The organism is Billgrantia montanilacus (genome assembly GCF_003336675.1).
GTDB classification, from domain to species: Bacteria; Pseudomonadota; Gammaproteobacteria; order Pseudomonadales; family Halomonadaceae; genus Halomonas; species Halomonas montanilacus.
Window position 1 is genome coordinate 43,459 of the sequence record NZ_QPII01000002.1, and the last position, 15,825, is coordinate 59,283.

13 protein-coding genes are annotated in these 15,825 nt (G+C 61.1%); 7 read left to right on the forward strand and 6 right to left on the reverse strand.

The window, feature by feature from the left end; genetic code table 11:
* Positions 1-15: 15 nt before the first annotated feature.
* Both DU505_RS02860 and ispH read right to left on the reverse strand, forming a co-directional pair.
* The gene (locus DU505_RS02860) at positions 16-651 is read right to left on the reverse strand and encodes a cyclic nucleotide-binding domain-containing protein (protein WP_114477500.1); all 636 of its coding nucleotides are present in this window, start codon (positions 649-651) and stop codon (positions 16-18) included.
* A gap of 365 nt (positions 652-1,016) precedes the next feature.
* Positions 1,017-2,024: a 4-hydroxy-3-methylbut-2-enyl diphosphate reductase gene (gene ispH / locus DU505_RS02865; RefSeq protein WP_114477501.1), complete on the reverse strand. Its 1,008-nt coding sequence runs from the start codon at positions 2,022-2,024 to the stop codon at positions 1,017-1,019.
* Between the two features lie 675 nt (positions 2,025-2,699).
* Here ispH and DU505_RS02870 point away from each other — a divergent pair.
* From DU505_RS02870 to DU505_RS02895, 6 genes are all read left to right on the forward strand, one after another.
* The gene (locus tag DU505_RS02870) at positions 2,700-3,758 is read left to right on the forward strand and encodes a phytoene/squalene synthase family protein (protein ID WP_114477502.1); all 1,059 of its coding nucleotides are present in this window, start codon (positions 2,700-2,702) and stop codon (positions 3,756-3,758) included.
* A gap of 90 nt (positions 3,759-3,848) precedes the next feature.
* Entirely contained in the window at positions 3,849-6,020 is a 2,172-nt protein-coding gene (locus DU505_RS02875; protein WP_114477503.1) for a cytochrome P450, read from the forward strand.
* A 256-nt stretch (positions 6,021-6,276) separates the two neighbouring features.
* A complete protein-coding gene (locus DU505_RS02880) occupies positions 6,277-6,648 on the forward strand; it encodes a response regulator transcription factor (RefSeq protein WP_114477504.1) in 372 nt (123 codons plus the stop codon).
* Positions 6,648-8,711, forward strand: a complete 2,064-nt coding sequence (locus DU505_RS02885; protein ID WP_114477505.1) for a 3'-5' exonuclease — start codon at positions 6,648-6,650, stop codon at positions 8,709-8,711. Before DU505_RS02880 ends, DU505_RS02885 begins: the two co-directional genes overlap by 1 nt.
* Entirely contained in the window at positions 8,708-8,920 is a 213-nt protein-coding gene (locus DU505_RS02890) for a hypothetical protein (protein WP_114477506.1), read from the forward strand. Before DU505_RS02885 ends, DU505_RS02890 begins: the two co-directional genes overlap by 4 nt.
* Positions 8,921-8,924: 4 nt before the next feature.
* Complete coding sequence (locus tag DU505_RS02895) at positions 8,925-11,657, forward strand: sensor histidine kinase (protein ID WP_114477507.1); 2,733 nt, start codon at positions 8,925-8,927, stop codon at positions 11,655-11,657.
* Positions 11,658-11,690: 33 nt separating this feature from the next.
* Here DU505_RS02895 and DU505_RS02900 read toward each other — a convergent pair whose 3' ends face one another.
* The 3 genes from DU505_RS02900 to DU505_RS02910 all read right to left on the reverse strand — a co-directional run bounded on the left by DU505_RS02900 (position 11,691) and on the right by DU505_RS02910 (position 14,539).
* The gene (locus DU505_RS02900; RefSeq protein WP_114477508.1) at positions 11,691-12,830 is read right to left on the reverse strand and encodes a DUF294 nucleotidyltransferase-like domain-containing protein; all 1,140 of its coding nucleotides are present in this window, start codon (positions 12,828-12,830) and stop codon (positions 11,691-11,693) included.
* A gap of 123 nt (positions 12,831-12,953) precedes the next feature.
* Entirely contained in the window at positions 12,954-13,256 is a 303-nt protein-coding gene (locus DU505_RS02905) for an HlyU family transcriptional regulator (protein WP_114477509.1), read from the reverse strand.
* Positions 13,257-13,318: 62 nt separating this feature from the next.
* The gene (locus tag DU505_RS02910) at positions 13,319-14,539 is read right to left on the reverse strand and encodes an argininosuccinate synthase (RefSeq protein ID WP_114477510.1); all 1,221 of its coding nucleotides are present in this window, start codon (positions 14,537-14,539) and stop codon (positions 13,319-13,321) included.
* Between the two features lie 184 nt (positions 14,540-14,723).
* On the opposite strand from DU505_RS02910, the gene rnt reads away from it, so the two are divergent.
* Positions 14,724-15,389: a ribonuclease T gene (rnt, locus tag DU505_RS02915; RefSeq protein WP_114477511.1), complete on the forward strand. Its 666-nt coding sequence runs from the start codon at positions 14,724-14,726 to the stop codon at positions 15,387-15,389.
* A gap of 40 nt (positions 15,390-15,429) precedes the next feature.
* Here the strand turns inward: rnt and DU505_RS02920 are convergent, their stop codons facing one another.
* Entirely contained in the window at positions 15,430-15,783 is a 354-nt protein-coding gene (locus tag DU505_RS02920) for a Grx4 family monothiol glutaredoxin (protein WP_114477512.1), read from the reverse strand.
* Positions 15,784-15,825 lie beyond the last annotated feature (42 nt).

Sequence of the window (15,825 nt, forward strand, 5' to 3'; positions counted from 1 at the left end):
CATCAAGGCCAAGAATCAACGGGCAAGCTTATTCGCCATGTCCATACCAATAGCGCTTTGCAAGGCATCTTTCATTTCGGGATCACGCACATACAATTGCTCAAGGGTTTCGGCTTGCCACACTAAATAGCGTAGTGGCTCTTCCGCAATTACATCTGCACTGGTGGGCTTGCGGCTGATAAAGCTCATCTCACCGACAAAATCACCGGGATATAGCATAGCGCGTTGCTGCCGGTTGGCTTCGACCCTGGCCCTCCCCGACAGTATAAGAAGCAGCGCATTCAGTTCCTGGTCTTTCTCGATGAGAACCTCGCCCTTGTTTATATCATGGGTTTTGGCCAGCCGGAGCAATCGACGCATTTTTCGTGGCTTGAGAAAACGCAGCGTGGTTTCATGTAGCCATTGCTCCAGTTGATCAAGCTTGATGGGGCGGCGATGAAGCAGCAGTACAGTCAGGTTAAAGGAATTGATAACGATAAAAGCCACCTGCCACCCCATTGCAGAATAGAGCGGTACTGCTTGTAAATAAAAATAAGGCAGCGTACTGCACGCTGCAAGAATTGTAATGGCGCGCAAATAGGCCATGTCACGAACCATATAGGCAAGGCAGAACAATACATTAGCAAAGAAAAACAATGCCACTGTGTGCACATGACCCTCCAACACATTACGTCACGCAGGTGATTGGCCTGAAGCTTTCGCGCAACGTCCCCTACGAACAGAAAAGGGCTCCACCATATCGATCATCCGCCCTGACGATGCTTCCAACTGGCAAAATTTTACTGCATTTAAACCCAACCGGATCAGCGAAGATTCATCCAGACGAATGAAATTTCTTTATGTCAATCATTTTATGGCAGAAAACTACAACATAATCTCTATGAATAGATGAAAACAATGCTGCCATAATCGCTATGCACGATTTCCTTGGGATAGCTTGCTTCGCCATGAGGCACCTCGTTGTAGTGAACTGCGTTAACGGGGTGTCCACTGCGACTGGGTAGCATCACTTTGCATCAGCTGCTAGCAATTACCAGTTGATGCAACTCACGGGGCATGGAAAAAGTGATGGTTTCTTCGCGGCCTTCTAGCTCTTTCGGTGCGGCGGCGCCAAGTGATTTCAGCCGTTCAATCACGCCTTTCACTAGCACCTCGGGCGCGCTGGCCCCGGCAGTGACACCCACGCGCTGCACGTTATCCAGCCAGCTCGCATCGATCTGCTCGGCGCTGTCGATCAAATACGCCGGTTTCCCCATGCTCTCGGATAGCTCACGCAGCCGATTGGAGTTGGAACTATTGGCACTACCGACCACGAGAACCAAATCGCTCTCGGCGGCCAACTCACGCACCGCATCTTGTCGGTTCTGGGTGGCATAGCAAATATCATCCGTTCGCGGGCCACTGATCTCGGGGAATTTATTCCGCAAGACGTTAATTACCTTGGCGGTGTCGTCCATCGAGAGCGTAGTCTGGGTCACGAATGCCAGCTGGGTGGGGTCTTTGACATCCAGATTGGCCGCGTCGTGTTCATCCTCGACTAGATAGATGCGGCCACCATGGGAGGTGTCGTAGCGCCCCATGGTGCCTTCCACTTCGGGGTGTCCTTCGTGACCAATCAGCACACACTCCTGGCCGCGCTTGGCGTAGCGCAGCACTTCCATGTGAACCTTAGTGACCAGTGGGCAGGTGGCGTCGAAGACTTTCAGCCCGCGCCTCTCGGCATCTTGCTGCACCGCACGCGACACGCCATGGGCGGAGAAAATCACGATGACGTCATCCGGCACTTCATCCAGCTCTTCGACGAACACCGCGCCACGCTCGCGCAGTGATTCGACCACAAAACGGTTGTGGACGACCTCATGGCGCACGTAAATTGGCGGGCCAAACACATCCAGTGCGCGATTGACGATATCGATTGCCCGGTTGACCCCGGCGCAAAAACCGCGCGGGTTGGCCAGTTTGATCTGCACAGGGGATTCACTTGTTGTCTCCGGGAGCGTCTTGGAGGCTGTTTCAGAAGCCATGCTCATCCCTTGATGCCGCTGCATCGCAAAAAAATGGAGAGTGCCGTTAACAATAAACAGCGCGTTTAATGGGTCAGCCCAGCTCAACGACGAGAACGTCGATCTCAAAAGTCAGGTTACGCCCTGCTAGCGTCTGGTTAAAGGCCACCCCGATTGAATCACCGTCACACTACCAGCGACACAGCCGCGCCGCTATCCGCCCTAGCCTTTCCCAACAATCCAATCACAAACAGGCAAAGCCTGTCGATGGCCGATGAGCCCGCCTGCGCTTATGCTCAGCATTTTGCCAGAAAAGCCTTAGATAGAAATGGAAGAGAACTGATGGTCATCAGGCGGCTTGATCGCGCCTCAGTGGGCCGGCGCCAGACCCGAACCAGCAGAAAGGGCCAATCTGGCACCCTGATGAAAAAGCTGGGTTAACGTGACCGGGGCCGTTGCAGGTCGCTGGGCGGACCGGTACGCTTTCATTCCAACGGCCTCCTTCCGTGTATTACTGGTTAACGCCTGTTGATGCGGCCAATTGATTAGAATAGCCCGGCTGCATGTTCGTGGAAAAATGCGCCTTGTTTATCGCGCATAGCTTTTTTCACGTCAATCCCGAGACATCGGAGACATTCAACATGATCTGGCTCGAGCGGGAAACACCCTGTTCCCGACATCGGAGATGAGACTGCTATGAGGCCTGCCTCGCTCGCCCTACAGAACCGGCTGCTGCCCGGTGTCTCTCGGACCTTTGCCCTGACCATTCCACAGTTACCGATGCCCCTGCGCCCGGCAATCACCAACGCCTATCTCCTGTGTCGTATTGCCGACACGGTGGAAGATAGCACCGCCATGGCGCCCGACGAAAAGGACGCTCACTACCGGCGTCTGCTGGCAGGACTGAGTGATGCCAGCACCGCCCAGAGGTTCTCCGAGGGGCTGCTCGGTACCGGACTGGTACAAGACCCGCTGGAACGAGAACTCATCGTCCAGGCACCCGGCGTGCTGCGCGCGTTCGGCGAACTGCCGGTCGATCAACAGGGGGCATTGCGCGACTGTGTCACCACCATGTGCCACGGCATGGCTGATTTCGAACGCCTGAAGAACCCGCATGGTCTCGAAGACAGTGGCTGCCTGCGCGATTACTGTTACGTGGCGGCTGGCTGCGTTGGCGAAATGCTGACCCGCCTGTTCGCCGATATCAATCCGCATATCCACGATCAGCGGGATGAGCTTCGGCGCCTGTCATTGTCCTTCGGCCAGGGGCTGCAGTTGACCAACATTCTGAAAGACGTCTGGGATGATCGCCAGCGCAGCATCTGCTGGCTCCCGCGTGACGTCTTCGAGGCGCGTGGCGTTGACCTGATGCGGACACAAAACTGGCAGGATCATCCCGGCTATCACGACGGCATCCGCTTTCTGGTGGCCGTCGCCCATCATCATCTGCGCCTGGCCCAAGAGTACACGCTGCGCATTCCGGCCTCTGAGATCGGCATTCGACGCTTCTGTAGCTGGTCGATCGGCATGGCACTCTCCACGCTGCGCAAGATTGCCGACAATCCGGGCTACACGGCCAGCGAACAGGTCAAGATCTCGCGGCGACGCCTCCGCTTGATCGTCGCCACGAACAATCTCTCGGTGGTCAGCGATACGCTCCTGCGCGGTGTTTTTCGACTGAGCTGCTACCGACTGCCAAGCGTTCGGGAAAAGGAGGTCGGCCACCTGCAGGCAGGGCATGACGGGCGTGCCTGAAGACGCGACCCATTTATTCTCACTCTGGCACAGTGCCGATAGCATGCGGCGTATTGCCGGTCCACGAGCCCAATCACAGGAAACTGCTTGATGACAGCATCGAAACCCACCGAGTCCACGCCTCCGCCCACCCTACCTGGCCTACCCCTGCTCGGGAACACCATCGAGTTGCTGACCAAAGACGCCAATCGATTTTTCAGTGAGGCGTACGAAAAGCTCGGCCCAGTGTTCCAAGTCAATTACCTGTTTCGCAATTACACCATCATGGCGGGCCCGGAATCGCTGAACCACCTCCTGGAATTCCGCGAACAGGGCATGAGCCGAGAGGCTTTTTTCGGTCCGGTGGACAAACAGATCGGAGGTGTCGTGCTGCTGACGCAGCCCGTCGGTGCGTATCAGAATCTGCGCAATCAGGCACGTCTCGCGTTTTCTCGTCAGCTGGCCGCCGAGTTTATTCCCGACCTCGTTAGCTGCGTTGATGAGGGCCTGGACCGACATTCGCCGGGCAGCACCGTGTCAGTGATGGACCTGTGCACGCGCATCAGTTTCGATCAATACAGCCGCTTGCTGTGCGGTGAGAGCCTGGACGCCTACTTCGATACCGCCAACCGCTACGCGGTGTGGGTCATGAACATTGGTGTGAAGAAGGTGCCGGAGTTCAGCGTCCATCTGCCGGCCTACAAGAAGCTGCGGCGCGACGTCATGAAAATGGCGGATGAAATACTCACGCGTTATGAAAATCGCCCGGCAGACCATGGCATGCCCTACACGATCCTGGATGCCCTCGTCAGCGCCACAGACGATGACGGCAACCCGCTGCCGCGCAAGGATCTGGTGGCAACGCTGCAGTACGGCATTATCGGTACCGTGGTGTATATGAACCGCACCGTCGCCTTCCTGCTGCACGACCTGCTGTCGAACCCGGATCACTACGAGCGTGTGCGCGAGGAAGTGGACGGCGCCTATGCCGACGGGCTGCCGGACAGTCTCGATCTGCGCGGCATGAGCACGCTGAATGCGGCGCTCAAGGAGTCGATGCGACTGCATCCAGTGTCACTTGGCATGCCGTTCATGGTCGATGAACCCTTCGAGTTCAACGGCCACACGGTTCCCAAGGGGCAATTTTGCGTCTATAGCGGGGTCCCTAACCACTTTAGTGCCGACTTTTATCCGGAGCCTCACCGATTCGATCCAGACCGGTGTCGCGCACCACGCAATGAACACAAACAGCGCCGCGCCTACGCGCCTTACGGATATGGCAAACGCGTCTGCCCAGCGGGGGGGCTGGTAGAGACGTGTACGCTGGTTTCGATCAGCCGGATCATTCACCGACGGACGTTCGAACGCGTACCGGCCAATGATCCGCTGCGCACCGTCCTCGCTCCACTGCCGGCACCGGATCGCAAATTCCGTATCCGCTTTATAGCCGAGCGCACCGAGCATGCGGCGGACAAGACGGATCACTCGCAACTGGCCGTCAACGCACTCGATGAGCTTTTCGAAAGTGGTCGTCTGGCGAAACCCGCCATGCGCGAACGGCTGGACCATGTGACCGCCCGCCACCATGAGCCAGGTGATTACATCCTGCGTAAGGGAGAGCGGGCCGAGACATTCCATGTTCTGATTGAAGGCACCGTCGAGGTCACGTCGGGGTCGGATGAACACCTGGCCACCCTGGTGCCAGGTAGCTACTTTGGCGAAATCGGCCTGCTCGGCGAGGGTCATAGAACCGCCAACTGCCTGTCGACAACCCGTACGCTGGTACTGGAGATGACGCGGGAAGACTTCCTTGCCATTGTGCTCAAGGATGATCTGGTGCCCGGCGAAATCGCGGCTGCGCTGCGCCAGCGCTACCTGACCACTCGCGTGCACAAAGCCCTGCCTGCGCTCACCTCAGAGCGGCTGAGAACGCTGGCCGGGACCGGCTCACTGAAACGCTTCGAGGCCGACGACATCATTATTCACCAGGGAGATGATGCCGACTGGTTCTACATCCTGCTCACCGGGGCAGTTGCCGTGCTGATCGAGGATGCGAATGGGACACAACAGGTGGCAACGCTGCAGGCAGGCGACCATTTTGGTGAAATCGGCATTCTCGAAGCCAGAGCGCGAACGGCAACGGTACAGGTTACGCCGGATGGACCGGTGGAAACCCTGGCCATCCCCCGCGACGCCCTGCTGAAACTGGTAGAACAGGACCCTCAGGCACGCAAGGATATTGCATCTATCATTCTGGACCGAATCCGTTCAGGGTCGCTGTAATAATCTGAACGTAATCAAGGGCGAGCAGAACTCGATTCACGAGGACCACTCGCCATGGGTGAAAGAGTCTCCACCTGGGCGCCGACCTGCGACGGGTCGGTTCGTGTTGTGCTGCGCGGCCAGCGCACTACCCGAGTAAAGGGAACCGGCATTCCTCAATGTCAGAACCAGTTTGGCCCAAGGTCGTCTTTGCCGGCGCCGCCGCGGCCACTAGACTGATCGATAACAACGTATAAAGACCCTAGAGGAGTACTCAATGGCCAAGGTCCTGGTGGTGGACGATGAGCCCAATATCGTCCTGTCGATCGAGTTCCTGATGCAGCAGGCCGGCTTCGATGTGGTCACCGCCGAGGATGGCGAGAGCGCACTCGAACGGGTCGCGGAAACACCACCGGACCTGATCCTGCTCGATATCAGCCTGCCGGGCATCAGCGGGTTCGACGTACTGGAGCAGCTGCGCAGCGACCCACAGCATGCCCGCCTGCCGATCATCATGCTCACCGCCCATGGCCGTGAAGTCGAACGAGAGAAGGGCCTCGCCCTGGGTGCCGACGATTACGTGACCAAGCCCTTCTCCACCCAGGCGCTGGTCGAGAAGGTCAAGACCCTGCTGGCCGAGGATGCATGATGATTCGGGGCAAGCTCCCCAAGCGTCAGCGTTTGATCGGCCTGTGGCTGCTGCTGAGCGGCATCAGCCTCTTTGGCGGGGCACTGTTCGCCGCCTGGCTGGATAGTCTCTTCCAGCCCCAGGGGTTGGCGCGACTGGTACTCTGGCTGGGCTGTTTTTCCGGCGGCGGGACGATCTTCCTGGTCGGACTGCTGCTCGAGCGCATGCTCTTCACCCCCCTGCGCCACCTCCAGGTCCAGCTCGCCCGACTGGTCGCCAACCCCGATGCCCGTGAGGACTATCCCCCCGAGGGGTGGTTGCGCGGACTGGGCCCCGATCTCATGCGGGTTCGAGAAGCCTGGCGTGCCGATCGACAGCGCCTGGCCACCGCCCACGCCGAAGGGGCGCGCAGTGCCGCGCGCATCCGCCAGGAGCTCGAGACGCTGCTGCAGGTCCTCGATACCCCCTTGCTGCTTAGCGATCACCACCGACGCCTGTTGCTGTTCAACCAGGCGGCCGAGACCCTCTTCGATGACAACCCCGCCCTCGGGCTCGGCAAGCGTCTTGATGCTCTGCTGCCCGTCTCGAGCCTACAGGACGCCCTGGCCCAGTTGCCGGAAGATGGCGCCCCGCGTGAGCTGCTGATTCCCTGCGACGAGCGCTGGCTGCACGTGGTGATGCGGCGCGTACCCAACAGCAACGGCGAAACGCTGCTCACCCTGACCGATGCCACCGCCGCATGGACCAGCGAGATGGGCGCCCGCGCCGGGCTCGCGGATATGCTGCCTCCCCTGCGTCGCCACGGAGCCAGCCTTAGCAGCGCCGCAGAAGCGCTGAGCAGCGCGCGTCATGCCGGCCGGCTGGACGACGATCTTCGCGACCGCCTCGAATCCGTGATCGACGAGGAGAGCCAGGCCCTGGGCCAGGGCATCGAAAGCCTGGGCAAGCTGATCGAGGACATGCAGCAGCAGGGAGAGCGGCTGGTGCCGCTGTGGTCAAACGACCTGTGGCAGTCGCTCAACGAACGCCTCGGCGATGACCCGCTGGAAGTCCTGCCCATCGGGATGCCCGCCTGGTTCAAGGGCGACGCCCCTGCGCTGCTGGTGCTGCTGGAGTCCCTGCTGGAACGACTGCAGCGCCATGCCGGCACTGCCTCCTTCGAGGCCGAGATGCTGCTCGGCAATCGGCGTGTCTATCTCGACCTCATCTGGACCGGCAAGCCGCTTTCCCAGCGCGAACTGGCGGCATGGAGTGACCAGCGTCTCGACGCACTGCCGCTGTCGCCGCGGGTCGGCGACCTGCTGCGACAGCATGCCAGCGATGCCTGGAGCCTGGCCGACAGTGACGGCAAGTACGCCAGGCTGCGCTTGCCACTCCCCGCCGTGGAAAGAGTCGGTGCCCCCCGTACGCTGGCGGCACCCCGCCCAGAATTCCACGACTTCGGCATCGCCGACCTGCCGCCGCCCGATGCCGAACTCGCCCGCAGGCCGCTGCGTGCATTGGAGATCGTGGCCTTCGATACCGAAACAACGGGCCTCGAACTGCGCCGCGGTGATACGGTGATCAGCATCGGTGCCTGCCGTATCGTCAACGCCAGGCTGCTGGCCAGTGATGTCTTCGACGTTCGCGTCGATCCCGGCAAGCCGATTCCCCCAGCCAGCACGGCGATCCACGGCCTGACCGACAGCGACGTCAGCGGCGCGCCTCCCCTGCCCGTCCTGTTGCCGCGTTTTCGCAATTATATCGGCGACGCGGTGGTATTGGCGCACAACGCCGCCTTCGACCTGCTCGCCTTGCAGCCCCCGGGGGCCAGTGTCACCCTGGATATGCCAGTGCTGGACACCCTGCTGATATCTCGGGCGCTGGACGAGAGCCTTGACGGACACGACCTGGATACCCTGGCCGACCGTTACAGCCTCAGGTTTCCCCCCGGGACGCGACACACCGCGCTGGGTGACGCCCGAGTCACGGCGGAGCTGTGGCTCGCACTGCTGCCCCGCCTTGAGGCAAGAGGCATCGAGACCCTGGAACAGGCGCTTGCGCTTCAGGCCAGCGCCTTCGACAGGGAGGACGCCTGCACATGAACGAATCCAGGAACGAAGCCCGCACCCATGCCCGGCTGATCGCCCTCATTTGTCTCACCGTCCTGCTGTTCTCCCCACCCCTTGTGTTGATCTTCGACAAACCCGCCGAGCAGGGCCTTTCGTGGTTACCCCTCTATATTTTCATCGTCTGGCTGTTAGTGATCGGGCTGGCCGCCTGGCTGATGGAACACCGCCAGGAGGACAGTTGACGCAATGAGAACCGATCCGGTCGTGCTGACGGTCGCCTTCGGCTACCTGGCGCTGCTGTTCGTCATTGCTGCCTGGGGAGACCGGCGAGCCGAGAAGGGCCGCTCCGTGATCGGCTCACCTACCGTCTACGCTCTGTCGATTGCGGTCTACTGCACCGCATGGACCTTCTATGGCAGTGTCGGGCGCGCTGCGGAATCCGGCCCCAGCTTTCTATTGATCTACCTGGGGCCGACCCTGGCCATGCTCATGGCCCCCTTCATGATTCGCAAGATGGTGCGCATCGCCAGCACCCAGCGCATCACTTCCATTGCCGATTTCATCAGCGCCCGCTACGGCAAGAGCTCGAGCCTCGGCGCCCTGGTGGCACTGATCGCCCTGATCGGTATCACCCCCTATATCGCCCTGCAGCTAAAAGCCATCACCCTGAGCCATGCCGTGCTGGTCAACTATCCGGAAGCTGCCGAATTCCGCATGGCCGACGAGAGCTTCTGGGTCGACAAGTCCTTCTGGGTCGCTCTGGTCCTGGCGGTGTTCATCATCCTGTTCGGCACCCGACACCTGGACGCCAGTGAGCGCCACGAAGGCATGGTGGCGGCAATCGCCTTCGAGTCGCTGGTCAAATTGGTCGCCTTCCTCACCGTCGGCGTGTTCGTCGTGTTCGTGCTGTTCAATGGCCCGATGGACCTGTTCAGCCAGGTTGCCGAGAGCCCTCGACTGGTTGGTGCCCTGAGTCTCGATGCGGTGCCGGGCGGCGCAACCGGCTGGGTTGGCACCCTGGTACTGGCGTTCCTGGCGTTTCTCACCCTGCCACGCCAGTTCCAGGTGCTGGTGGTCGAGAACGTGGACGAACGCCACCTGAAACGCGCCAGCTGGCTCTTCCCGCTCTACTTGGTCGCCATCAACCTGTTCGTGATTCCCATTGCCATGGCCGGCCTGCTGCTGCCGGTCGGGACTAGCGACCCGGACAGCTTCGTACTGACACTGCCCTTGTCCGCAGGGCTCGAAGGGATACCGCTGCTGGTCTTCATCGGTGGTCTCTCGGCGGCAACCGGCATGGTGATCGTCGAGACCATTGCTCTCTCTACCATGGTCAGCAACCAGCTGGTGATGCCGCTACTGCTACGCTACAAGCATCTTCAGCTCAGCTCCCAGGGCGAGCTGGCCGGCTGGCTTCTGGGTATTCGGCGCGTGGCCATCGTGCTTATCCTGCTATTGGGCTACCTCTACCATGCGCTGATCGGCGACTCCTACAGCCTGGTCACCATTGGCCTGGTCTCCTTCGCCGCCGCCGCCCAGTTCGCCCCCGCCCTCTTGATCGGCATGTATTGGCGGGGCGCCACCCGGGCGGGGGCGAGTCTCGGACTGATCGCCGGCTTCTTGATCTGGGTCTACACCCTGCTGCTACCCGGCTTCGCCCAGTCGGGGTGGCTCGACCCCGACTTCCTTGAACGAGGGCTCTGGGGACTGGGATGGCTTCGCCCCTATGCGCTGTTCGGCCTGGAAGGATGGGACATCTACAGCCACTCGCTGCTGTGGAGCCTGCTGGCCAATGTCGGCATCCTGGTCGGCATATCCCTGTTCACACGCCAGAGCCCGCTGGAGCAGACCCAGGCTGCACTGTTCACCAACGCCATGAATCCAGGGTTGCAGCACACTTCCCTGTGGCGCGGGCAGACCACACGCGGCGAACTCCAGACCCTGCTCAGCCGTTACCTGGGGGCCAATGCCACCGCCCGGATACTCGCCGACCAGACCAGCAACCGTGACAACTCCGACCCGGCCCCTCCGGCGATGATCGCCCGCGCCGAACAGGCCCTGTCGGGCGCCCTTGGCAGCGCTTCGGCAAGAGTGCTTATCAATTCCGTGGTGCGTGGTGAGGCCCTGGACCTGGAATCGATCCTGAGCATTCTCGACACCACCTCCCAGACGCTCGAATACAACCGCCGACTCGAACAGAAGTCCAACGAGCTGGCCAAGATCGGCGAGGAACTGCGTGCCGCCAACGAGCGCCTGCGTGAACTGGATCGTCTCAAGGACGAGTTCGTCGCCATGGTAAGCCATGAGCTCCGCACGCCGCTCACCTCGATACGCGCCTTCGCCGAGATCCTGCGCGACGGCAAGGACCTGCCGGAGGACAAGCGCATTCATTTCCTCGAAGTGGTGGTATTGGAGAGCCAACGGCTCTCCCGCCTGATCGAGGAGATACTCGACCTGGCGCGGCTGGAGAGCGGCAGGCTGACCCTGACGCCGCAGAAGCTTGACCTGGTGTCGTTGACCCGGCACAGCGTCGACGCCGTCCACCGCCTGCAGGAAGACCGCGGGGTAACGCTACAGCTGGATATCGACGTGGATGAAGCACCCGTCATCGGCGATCCGGACCGTCTGGAGCAGGTCATCATCAACCTGCTCGATAATGCCGGGAAATTTGCCGACGACGACGACCCCAAGGTTCGCCTCCACCTGACGCAACACAAGGAGCACTTTCGACTCAGCGTGGAGGACAACGGCCCCGGCATCTCTGCGGAAGAGCGCGAGCGAGTCTTCGAGAAGTTCCACCAGATAAAACGCCTGAGCAGCAGCGCCGGCAAGGCCAAGGGGCGCCCCAGGGGAAGTGGCCTGGGACTGCCTATCAGCCGGGGCATTGTCGCCCACCTGGGCGGCAGGCTCTGGGTAGAGGATGCCCCCCAGCTACAGGGCGCCTGCCTGATCATGGAGTTGCCCCAGGCGCCTGAATGAAGTAGCAGCCTGGGAAACAAGGGGCAGTCCAGTTCAACGCGTTCCCGCCCCCCCCTGGGCCAGCCTGACCAGGCTACGGATCGACTGCATGTCATGGCGAAGAAGCAGGCGCTGGTCGTCATCCAGCCGAGAAACGTCGACCCATCCATCGGGAAAGGCTTCGGCCTTCAGGCTGGCCTGCTGCGCCAGCAATATCCTCTCCTGAAGCCGATCCAGGGCGGCAATCAGTCCACGAGCCTGGGCCGCTGTCAGTACGTCCTTCAACACCAGTGCAGGCAGTCGCAGGCGCGTATCGGTGGCTCTCACGCCATGGCGAAGTGCCAGCAGCCGCACGGCGTTGACCAGCGGCATCAGCCCCTGATGTTTCAGGTTGATGGCGTTCTCGTGTGGCGCGCCCTCCCCGTTCCCCGCCAGGCGCCCGAAACGGTCCATCGCCACGGGCGACTCACTCAGCAACGCCGCCATCTCATCGAGGAACAGGCTCGAGCGCGGCATTAGTTGCTGAACATGGTCGCCCAACGATTCGGCAAGGCCGCCATCGCCATGGACAGGATGGAAATCGAGCAGGATATTGCTCTGCTGGACGCGCTTGATGCGCCGATCGCTGGTCCACAGCGTTAGTTGATCTTGCCATTCGGAGAGCCGCTTGCGCCACATCGGCCATCGCGCCATGACATGTCCGTTACATAGCGGGATCCCCGCCTCGTCCAGCCGAGTCGTGAAGCGCTCCCCCAGTGACTGAAAGAAGCCATCGATCTCGGTATGCCGCGCGTCCGGGTAATCGGCGATGATCATGGCGTTGTCCTGATCCGGCCCCAGCAGGCTCTCATGACGAGCGCCGGAGCCCAGGATCAATACACAGAAGGCAACGGGAGGTGCTCCCCAGCCCAGCCCCTGCATCTCATTGAGAGAGAGCTGGATGGCCCGGCGGTAGAGCAGCTCGTTATGATCGCTGATCAGTTGGCTGATGCGCCAAGCGGGAATATCGAGCCGCTGCAATGCCTCGACCAGGCGTGCCTGCCAGGCGTGAGCCACCGCCATATCGGGATCGGGCCCCAGCTCGACCAGCGCATCACGCAGGGGGGAAAGCAGGGAGGGAAGCGTCTCGGGTGCGGGGAGAGTGTCGGCGGCAAAGAGTTCACGCCAGGGCGAAGCACGGTGCAGTAGGCGCATGGAGGCTCCCGAAATAGGCTAGCCCCAGTGTAATGCCGCACCGTACTGTTTACCCTTGTCCTAATGGATAAGAGCCCTAATGGATAAGAGGCCTAATGGATAACAGCCTTATGGACAAGAGCGCTAGGAGCGCAGCTTGAACATCTCGTCGCCGACCTGATCGATATAGCGCTGGGCCTTGCTGACCATCAACTGGTCACAGGCCTCGCGGCCGGGCACCAGGTCGGAGCGTTCGAAGCGATGCTCGAGCATTTCGCCGTCAGCGCCCGGCTTGCGGATCCAGCCGCTGACGCGGCATTGGCCGCTCTGGTCGGCCGGCTCGGAAATGATCTGGTAGCCCTTGTACTCGACGGACTCGGCAGCCGGCGCGTTTTTCGGGGTTTCGTCACCTGAACCGAACAGGCCAGAAAACAGTTTCTTCAGCATGGGGCTCTCCTGCGCTCGCGAAGCATAGCCTCCCTCCTGCATGGAGGGAGGCTGGCCAGGGATCAATCCTGCTTGCGGCCCTTCCCAGCGGCGATGCGCAGGCGCAGGGCGTTGAGCTTGATGAAGCCCTCGGCATCCTTCTGATCGTAGGCGCCGGCATCGTCCTCGAAGGTGGCGATGGATTCGTCGAACAGCGACTGCTCCGACTTGCGCCCGACCACGCTGGCACTACCCTTGTAGAGCTTGATGCGCACCACGCCGGAAACGTTCTTCTGGGTCTCGTCGATGGCGGCCTGGAGCATGCGGCGCTCCGGGCTCCACCAGTAACCGTTATAGATCACCTTGGCGTACTTGGGCATCAGCTCATCCTTGAGGTGAGCTTCTTCACGGTCCAGGGTAATCGACTCGATGGCCCGGTGGCCCTTGAGCATGATGGTGCCGCCCGGGGTCTCGTAGCAGCCACGGGACTTCATGCCGACATAGCGATTCTCGACGATATCGAGACGGCCGATGCCATTGTCGCCACCCAGCTTGTTGAGTGTCTCGAGTACCTCGTGGGGCTTCATGGCCTTGCCGTCGAGGGCCACGATGTCGCCTCGCTCATAGGTGAGCTCGACGTAGGTGGGCTGGTCGGGCGCCGCCTCTGGCGAAACGCTCCAGCGCCACATGTCCTCTTCCGCCTCGGCCCAGGGATCCTCGAGGATGCCGCCCTCGTAGGAGATGTGCAGCAGGTTGGCATCCATGGAGTACGGCGACTTCTTCTTGCTCTTGGAGAAATCGACGGGGATGTCGTGCTGCTCGCAGTAGGCCATCAGCTTCTCGCGAGACGTGAGGTCCCACTCGCGCCAGGGGGCGATGACCTTGACGCCGGGCTTGAGCGCGTAGGCGCCCAGCTCGAAACGCACCTGATCATTGCCCTTGCCGGTCGCCCCGTGGGAGATGGCGTCGGCGCCGGTCTCGTTGGCGATCTCGATCAGGCGCCGAGCGATCAGCGGGCGAGCGATGGAGGTACCCAGCAGGTACTCGCCCTCATAGATGGTATTGGCACGGAACATCGGGTAGACGTAGTCGCGAACGAACTCCTCGCGCAGGTCCTCGATGTAGATCTCCTTGACGCCCAGGGCCTCGGCCTTGGTTCGTGCCGGCTCGACTTCCTCGCCTTGACCGATGTCGGCGGTAAAGGTCACGACCTCGCAGCTGTAGGTTTCCTGCAACCACTTGACGATGACGGATGTGTCCAGGCCGCCGGAGTAGGCGAGCACGACCTTCTTGACATCGGACATTCGGGGCTCCTTTCTGGTAAGCGTCATAGGCCGTCAAGTATAGCGTGGCTGCTGCCCGACGAATACCGGCGGCGGGACGTCTGCGCGGCAAACTGCTAGACTTTCGCGGATTCAGCGGGGCCTGGCCCCGACTTCTCTCGAGCCGACCAATAAGGAACACGATGCTCACGATAAGGAGAGGCGCATGAGTGAGGCGATCGCCCGCGAGCTGATGGCCCAACGGTTTCGGAGCTTCCTGCCCGTCGTCGTGGATCTGGAAACCGGTGGCTTCAATGCCGAACGCGACGCAATACTCGAGATCGCCGCGGTGACGCTGACCATGGACCCGGAGGGCAACCTGATTCCGGACGCCACCCATGCGTTTCATGTACAGCCCTTCACGGGCGCCAACGTGGAGCAGTCGGCACTCGACTTTACCGGGATCAAGCTCGACGACCCGCTGCGTCTGCGTGTCGCACTCAGCGAATCCGACGCCCTGGGGGAGATATTCAAGTCGGTGCGCAAGTCGATCAAGTCACATGGCTGCACCCGAGCCGTGCTGGTGGGCCACAACGCCGCCTTCGATCACGGTTTTCTCAACGCCGCCGTCGCTCGCTGCGGCATCAAGCGAAACCCGTTTCACCCCTTTTCCAGTTTCGATACCGCGACCCTGTCGGGACTCATCTACGGCCAGACGGTACTGGCCAGGGCATGTCGTGCCGCCGGTATCGACTTCGACAACCAAGAAGCCCACTCAGCGCGCTACGACACCGAACGTACCGCCGAGCTGTTCTGCGCCATCGTCAATCGCTACAAGGATCTCGGCGGCTGGGCGTTGGCCCAGAGGGAGCAGGGGCTGGAAGAACTCTAACCGCCCCTGCTACCCGTGAAAGCCTATCTTACGCGGGAGATCAGGCGTTACCGCCCTGTTCCTCCTGCTCCTTGGCACGTGCCGCAGCGGCCTTGATCAGGGTTTCCAGCTCACCGTTCTGGTGCATCTCGCCGACAATGTCGCAACCGCCGACCAGTTCGCCTTCGACCCACAGCTGCGGGAAGGTCGGCCAGTTGGCGTACTTCGGCAGTTCGGCGCGAATATCCGGGTTGTCCAGGATATTGACGAAGGCGAAACGCTCGCCACAGGCCATCAGGGCCTGGACGGTCTGCGCGGAGAAGCCACACTGGGGCAGCTGCGGGGTGCCCTTCATGTAGATCAGGATGGGGTTTTCGCCGATCTGGCGCTGAATGTTCTCTAGGGTAGTGCTCATGTGCGCTCCTGTTGGATCAATGGTTCTGACGCCGCCGCCGAA

Excerpts from the sequence above, each read along its gene's own strand:
- ispH (WP_114477501.1), bottom strand. The coding sequence starts at position 2,024 with ATGGCTTCTGAAACAGCCTCCAAGACGCTCCCGGAGACAACAAGTGAA.
- DU505_RS02870 (WP_114477502.1), top strand. The coding sequence starts at position 2,700 with ATGAGGCCTGCCTCGCTCGCCCTACAGAACCGGCTGCTGCCCGGTGTC.
- DU505_RS02875 (WP_114477503.1), top strand. The coding sequence starts at position 3,849 with ATGACAGCATCGAAACCCACCGAGTCCACGCCTCCGCCCACCCTACCT.
- DU505_RS02880 (WP_114477504.1), top strand. The coding sequence starts at position 6,277 with ATGGCCAAGGTCCTGGTGGTGGACGATGAGCCCAATATCGTCCTGTCG.
- DU505_RS02885 (WP_114477505.1), top strand. The coding sequence starts at position 6,648 with ATGATTCGGGGCAAGCTCCCCAAGCGTCAGCGTTTGATCGGCCTGTGG.
- DU505_RS02890 (WP_114477506.1), top strand. The coding sequence starts at position 8,708 with ATGAACGAATCCAGGAACGAAGCCCGCACCCATGCCCGGCTGATCGCC.
- DU505_RS02895 (WP_114477507.1), top strand. The coding sequence starts at position 8,925 with ATGAGAACCGATCCGGTCGTGCTGACGGTCGCCTTCGGCTACCTGGCG.
- DU505_RS02900 (WP_114477508.1), bottom strand. The coding sequence starts at position 12,830 with ATGCGCCTACTGCACCGTGCTTCGCCCTGGCGTGAACTCTTTGCCGCC.
- DU505_RS02905 (WP_114477509.1), bottom strand. The coding sequence starts at position 13,256 with ATGCTGAAGAAACTGTTTTCTGGCCTGTTCGGTTCAGGTGACGAAACC.
- DU505_RS02910 (WP_114477510.1), bottom strand. The coding sequence starts at position 14,539 with ATGTCCGATGTCAAGAAGGTCGTGCTCGCCTACTCCGGCGGCCTGGAC.
- rnt (WP_114477511.1), top strand. The coding sequence starts at position 14,724 with ATGAGTGAGGCGATCGCCCGCGAGCTGATGGCCCAACGGTTTCGGAGC.
- DU505_RS02920 (WP_114477512.1), bottom strand. The coding sequence starts at position 15,783 with ATGAGCACTACCCTAGAGAACATTCAGCGCCAGATCGGCGAAAACCCC.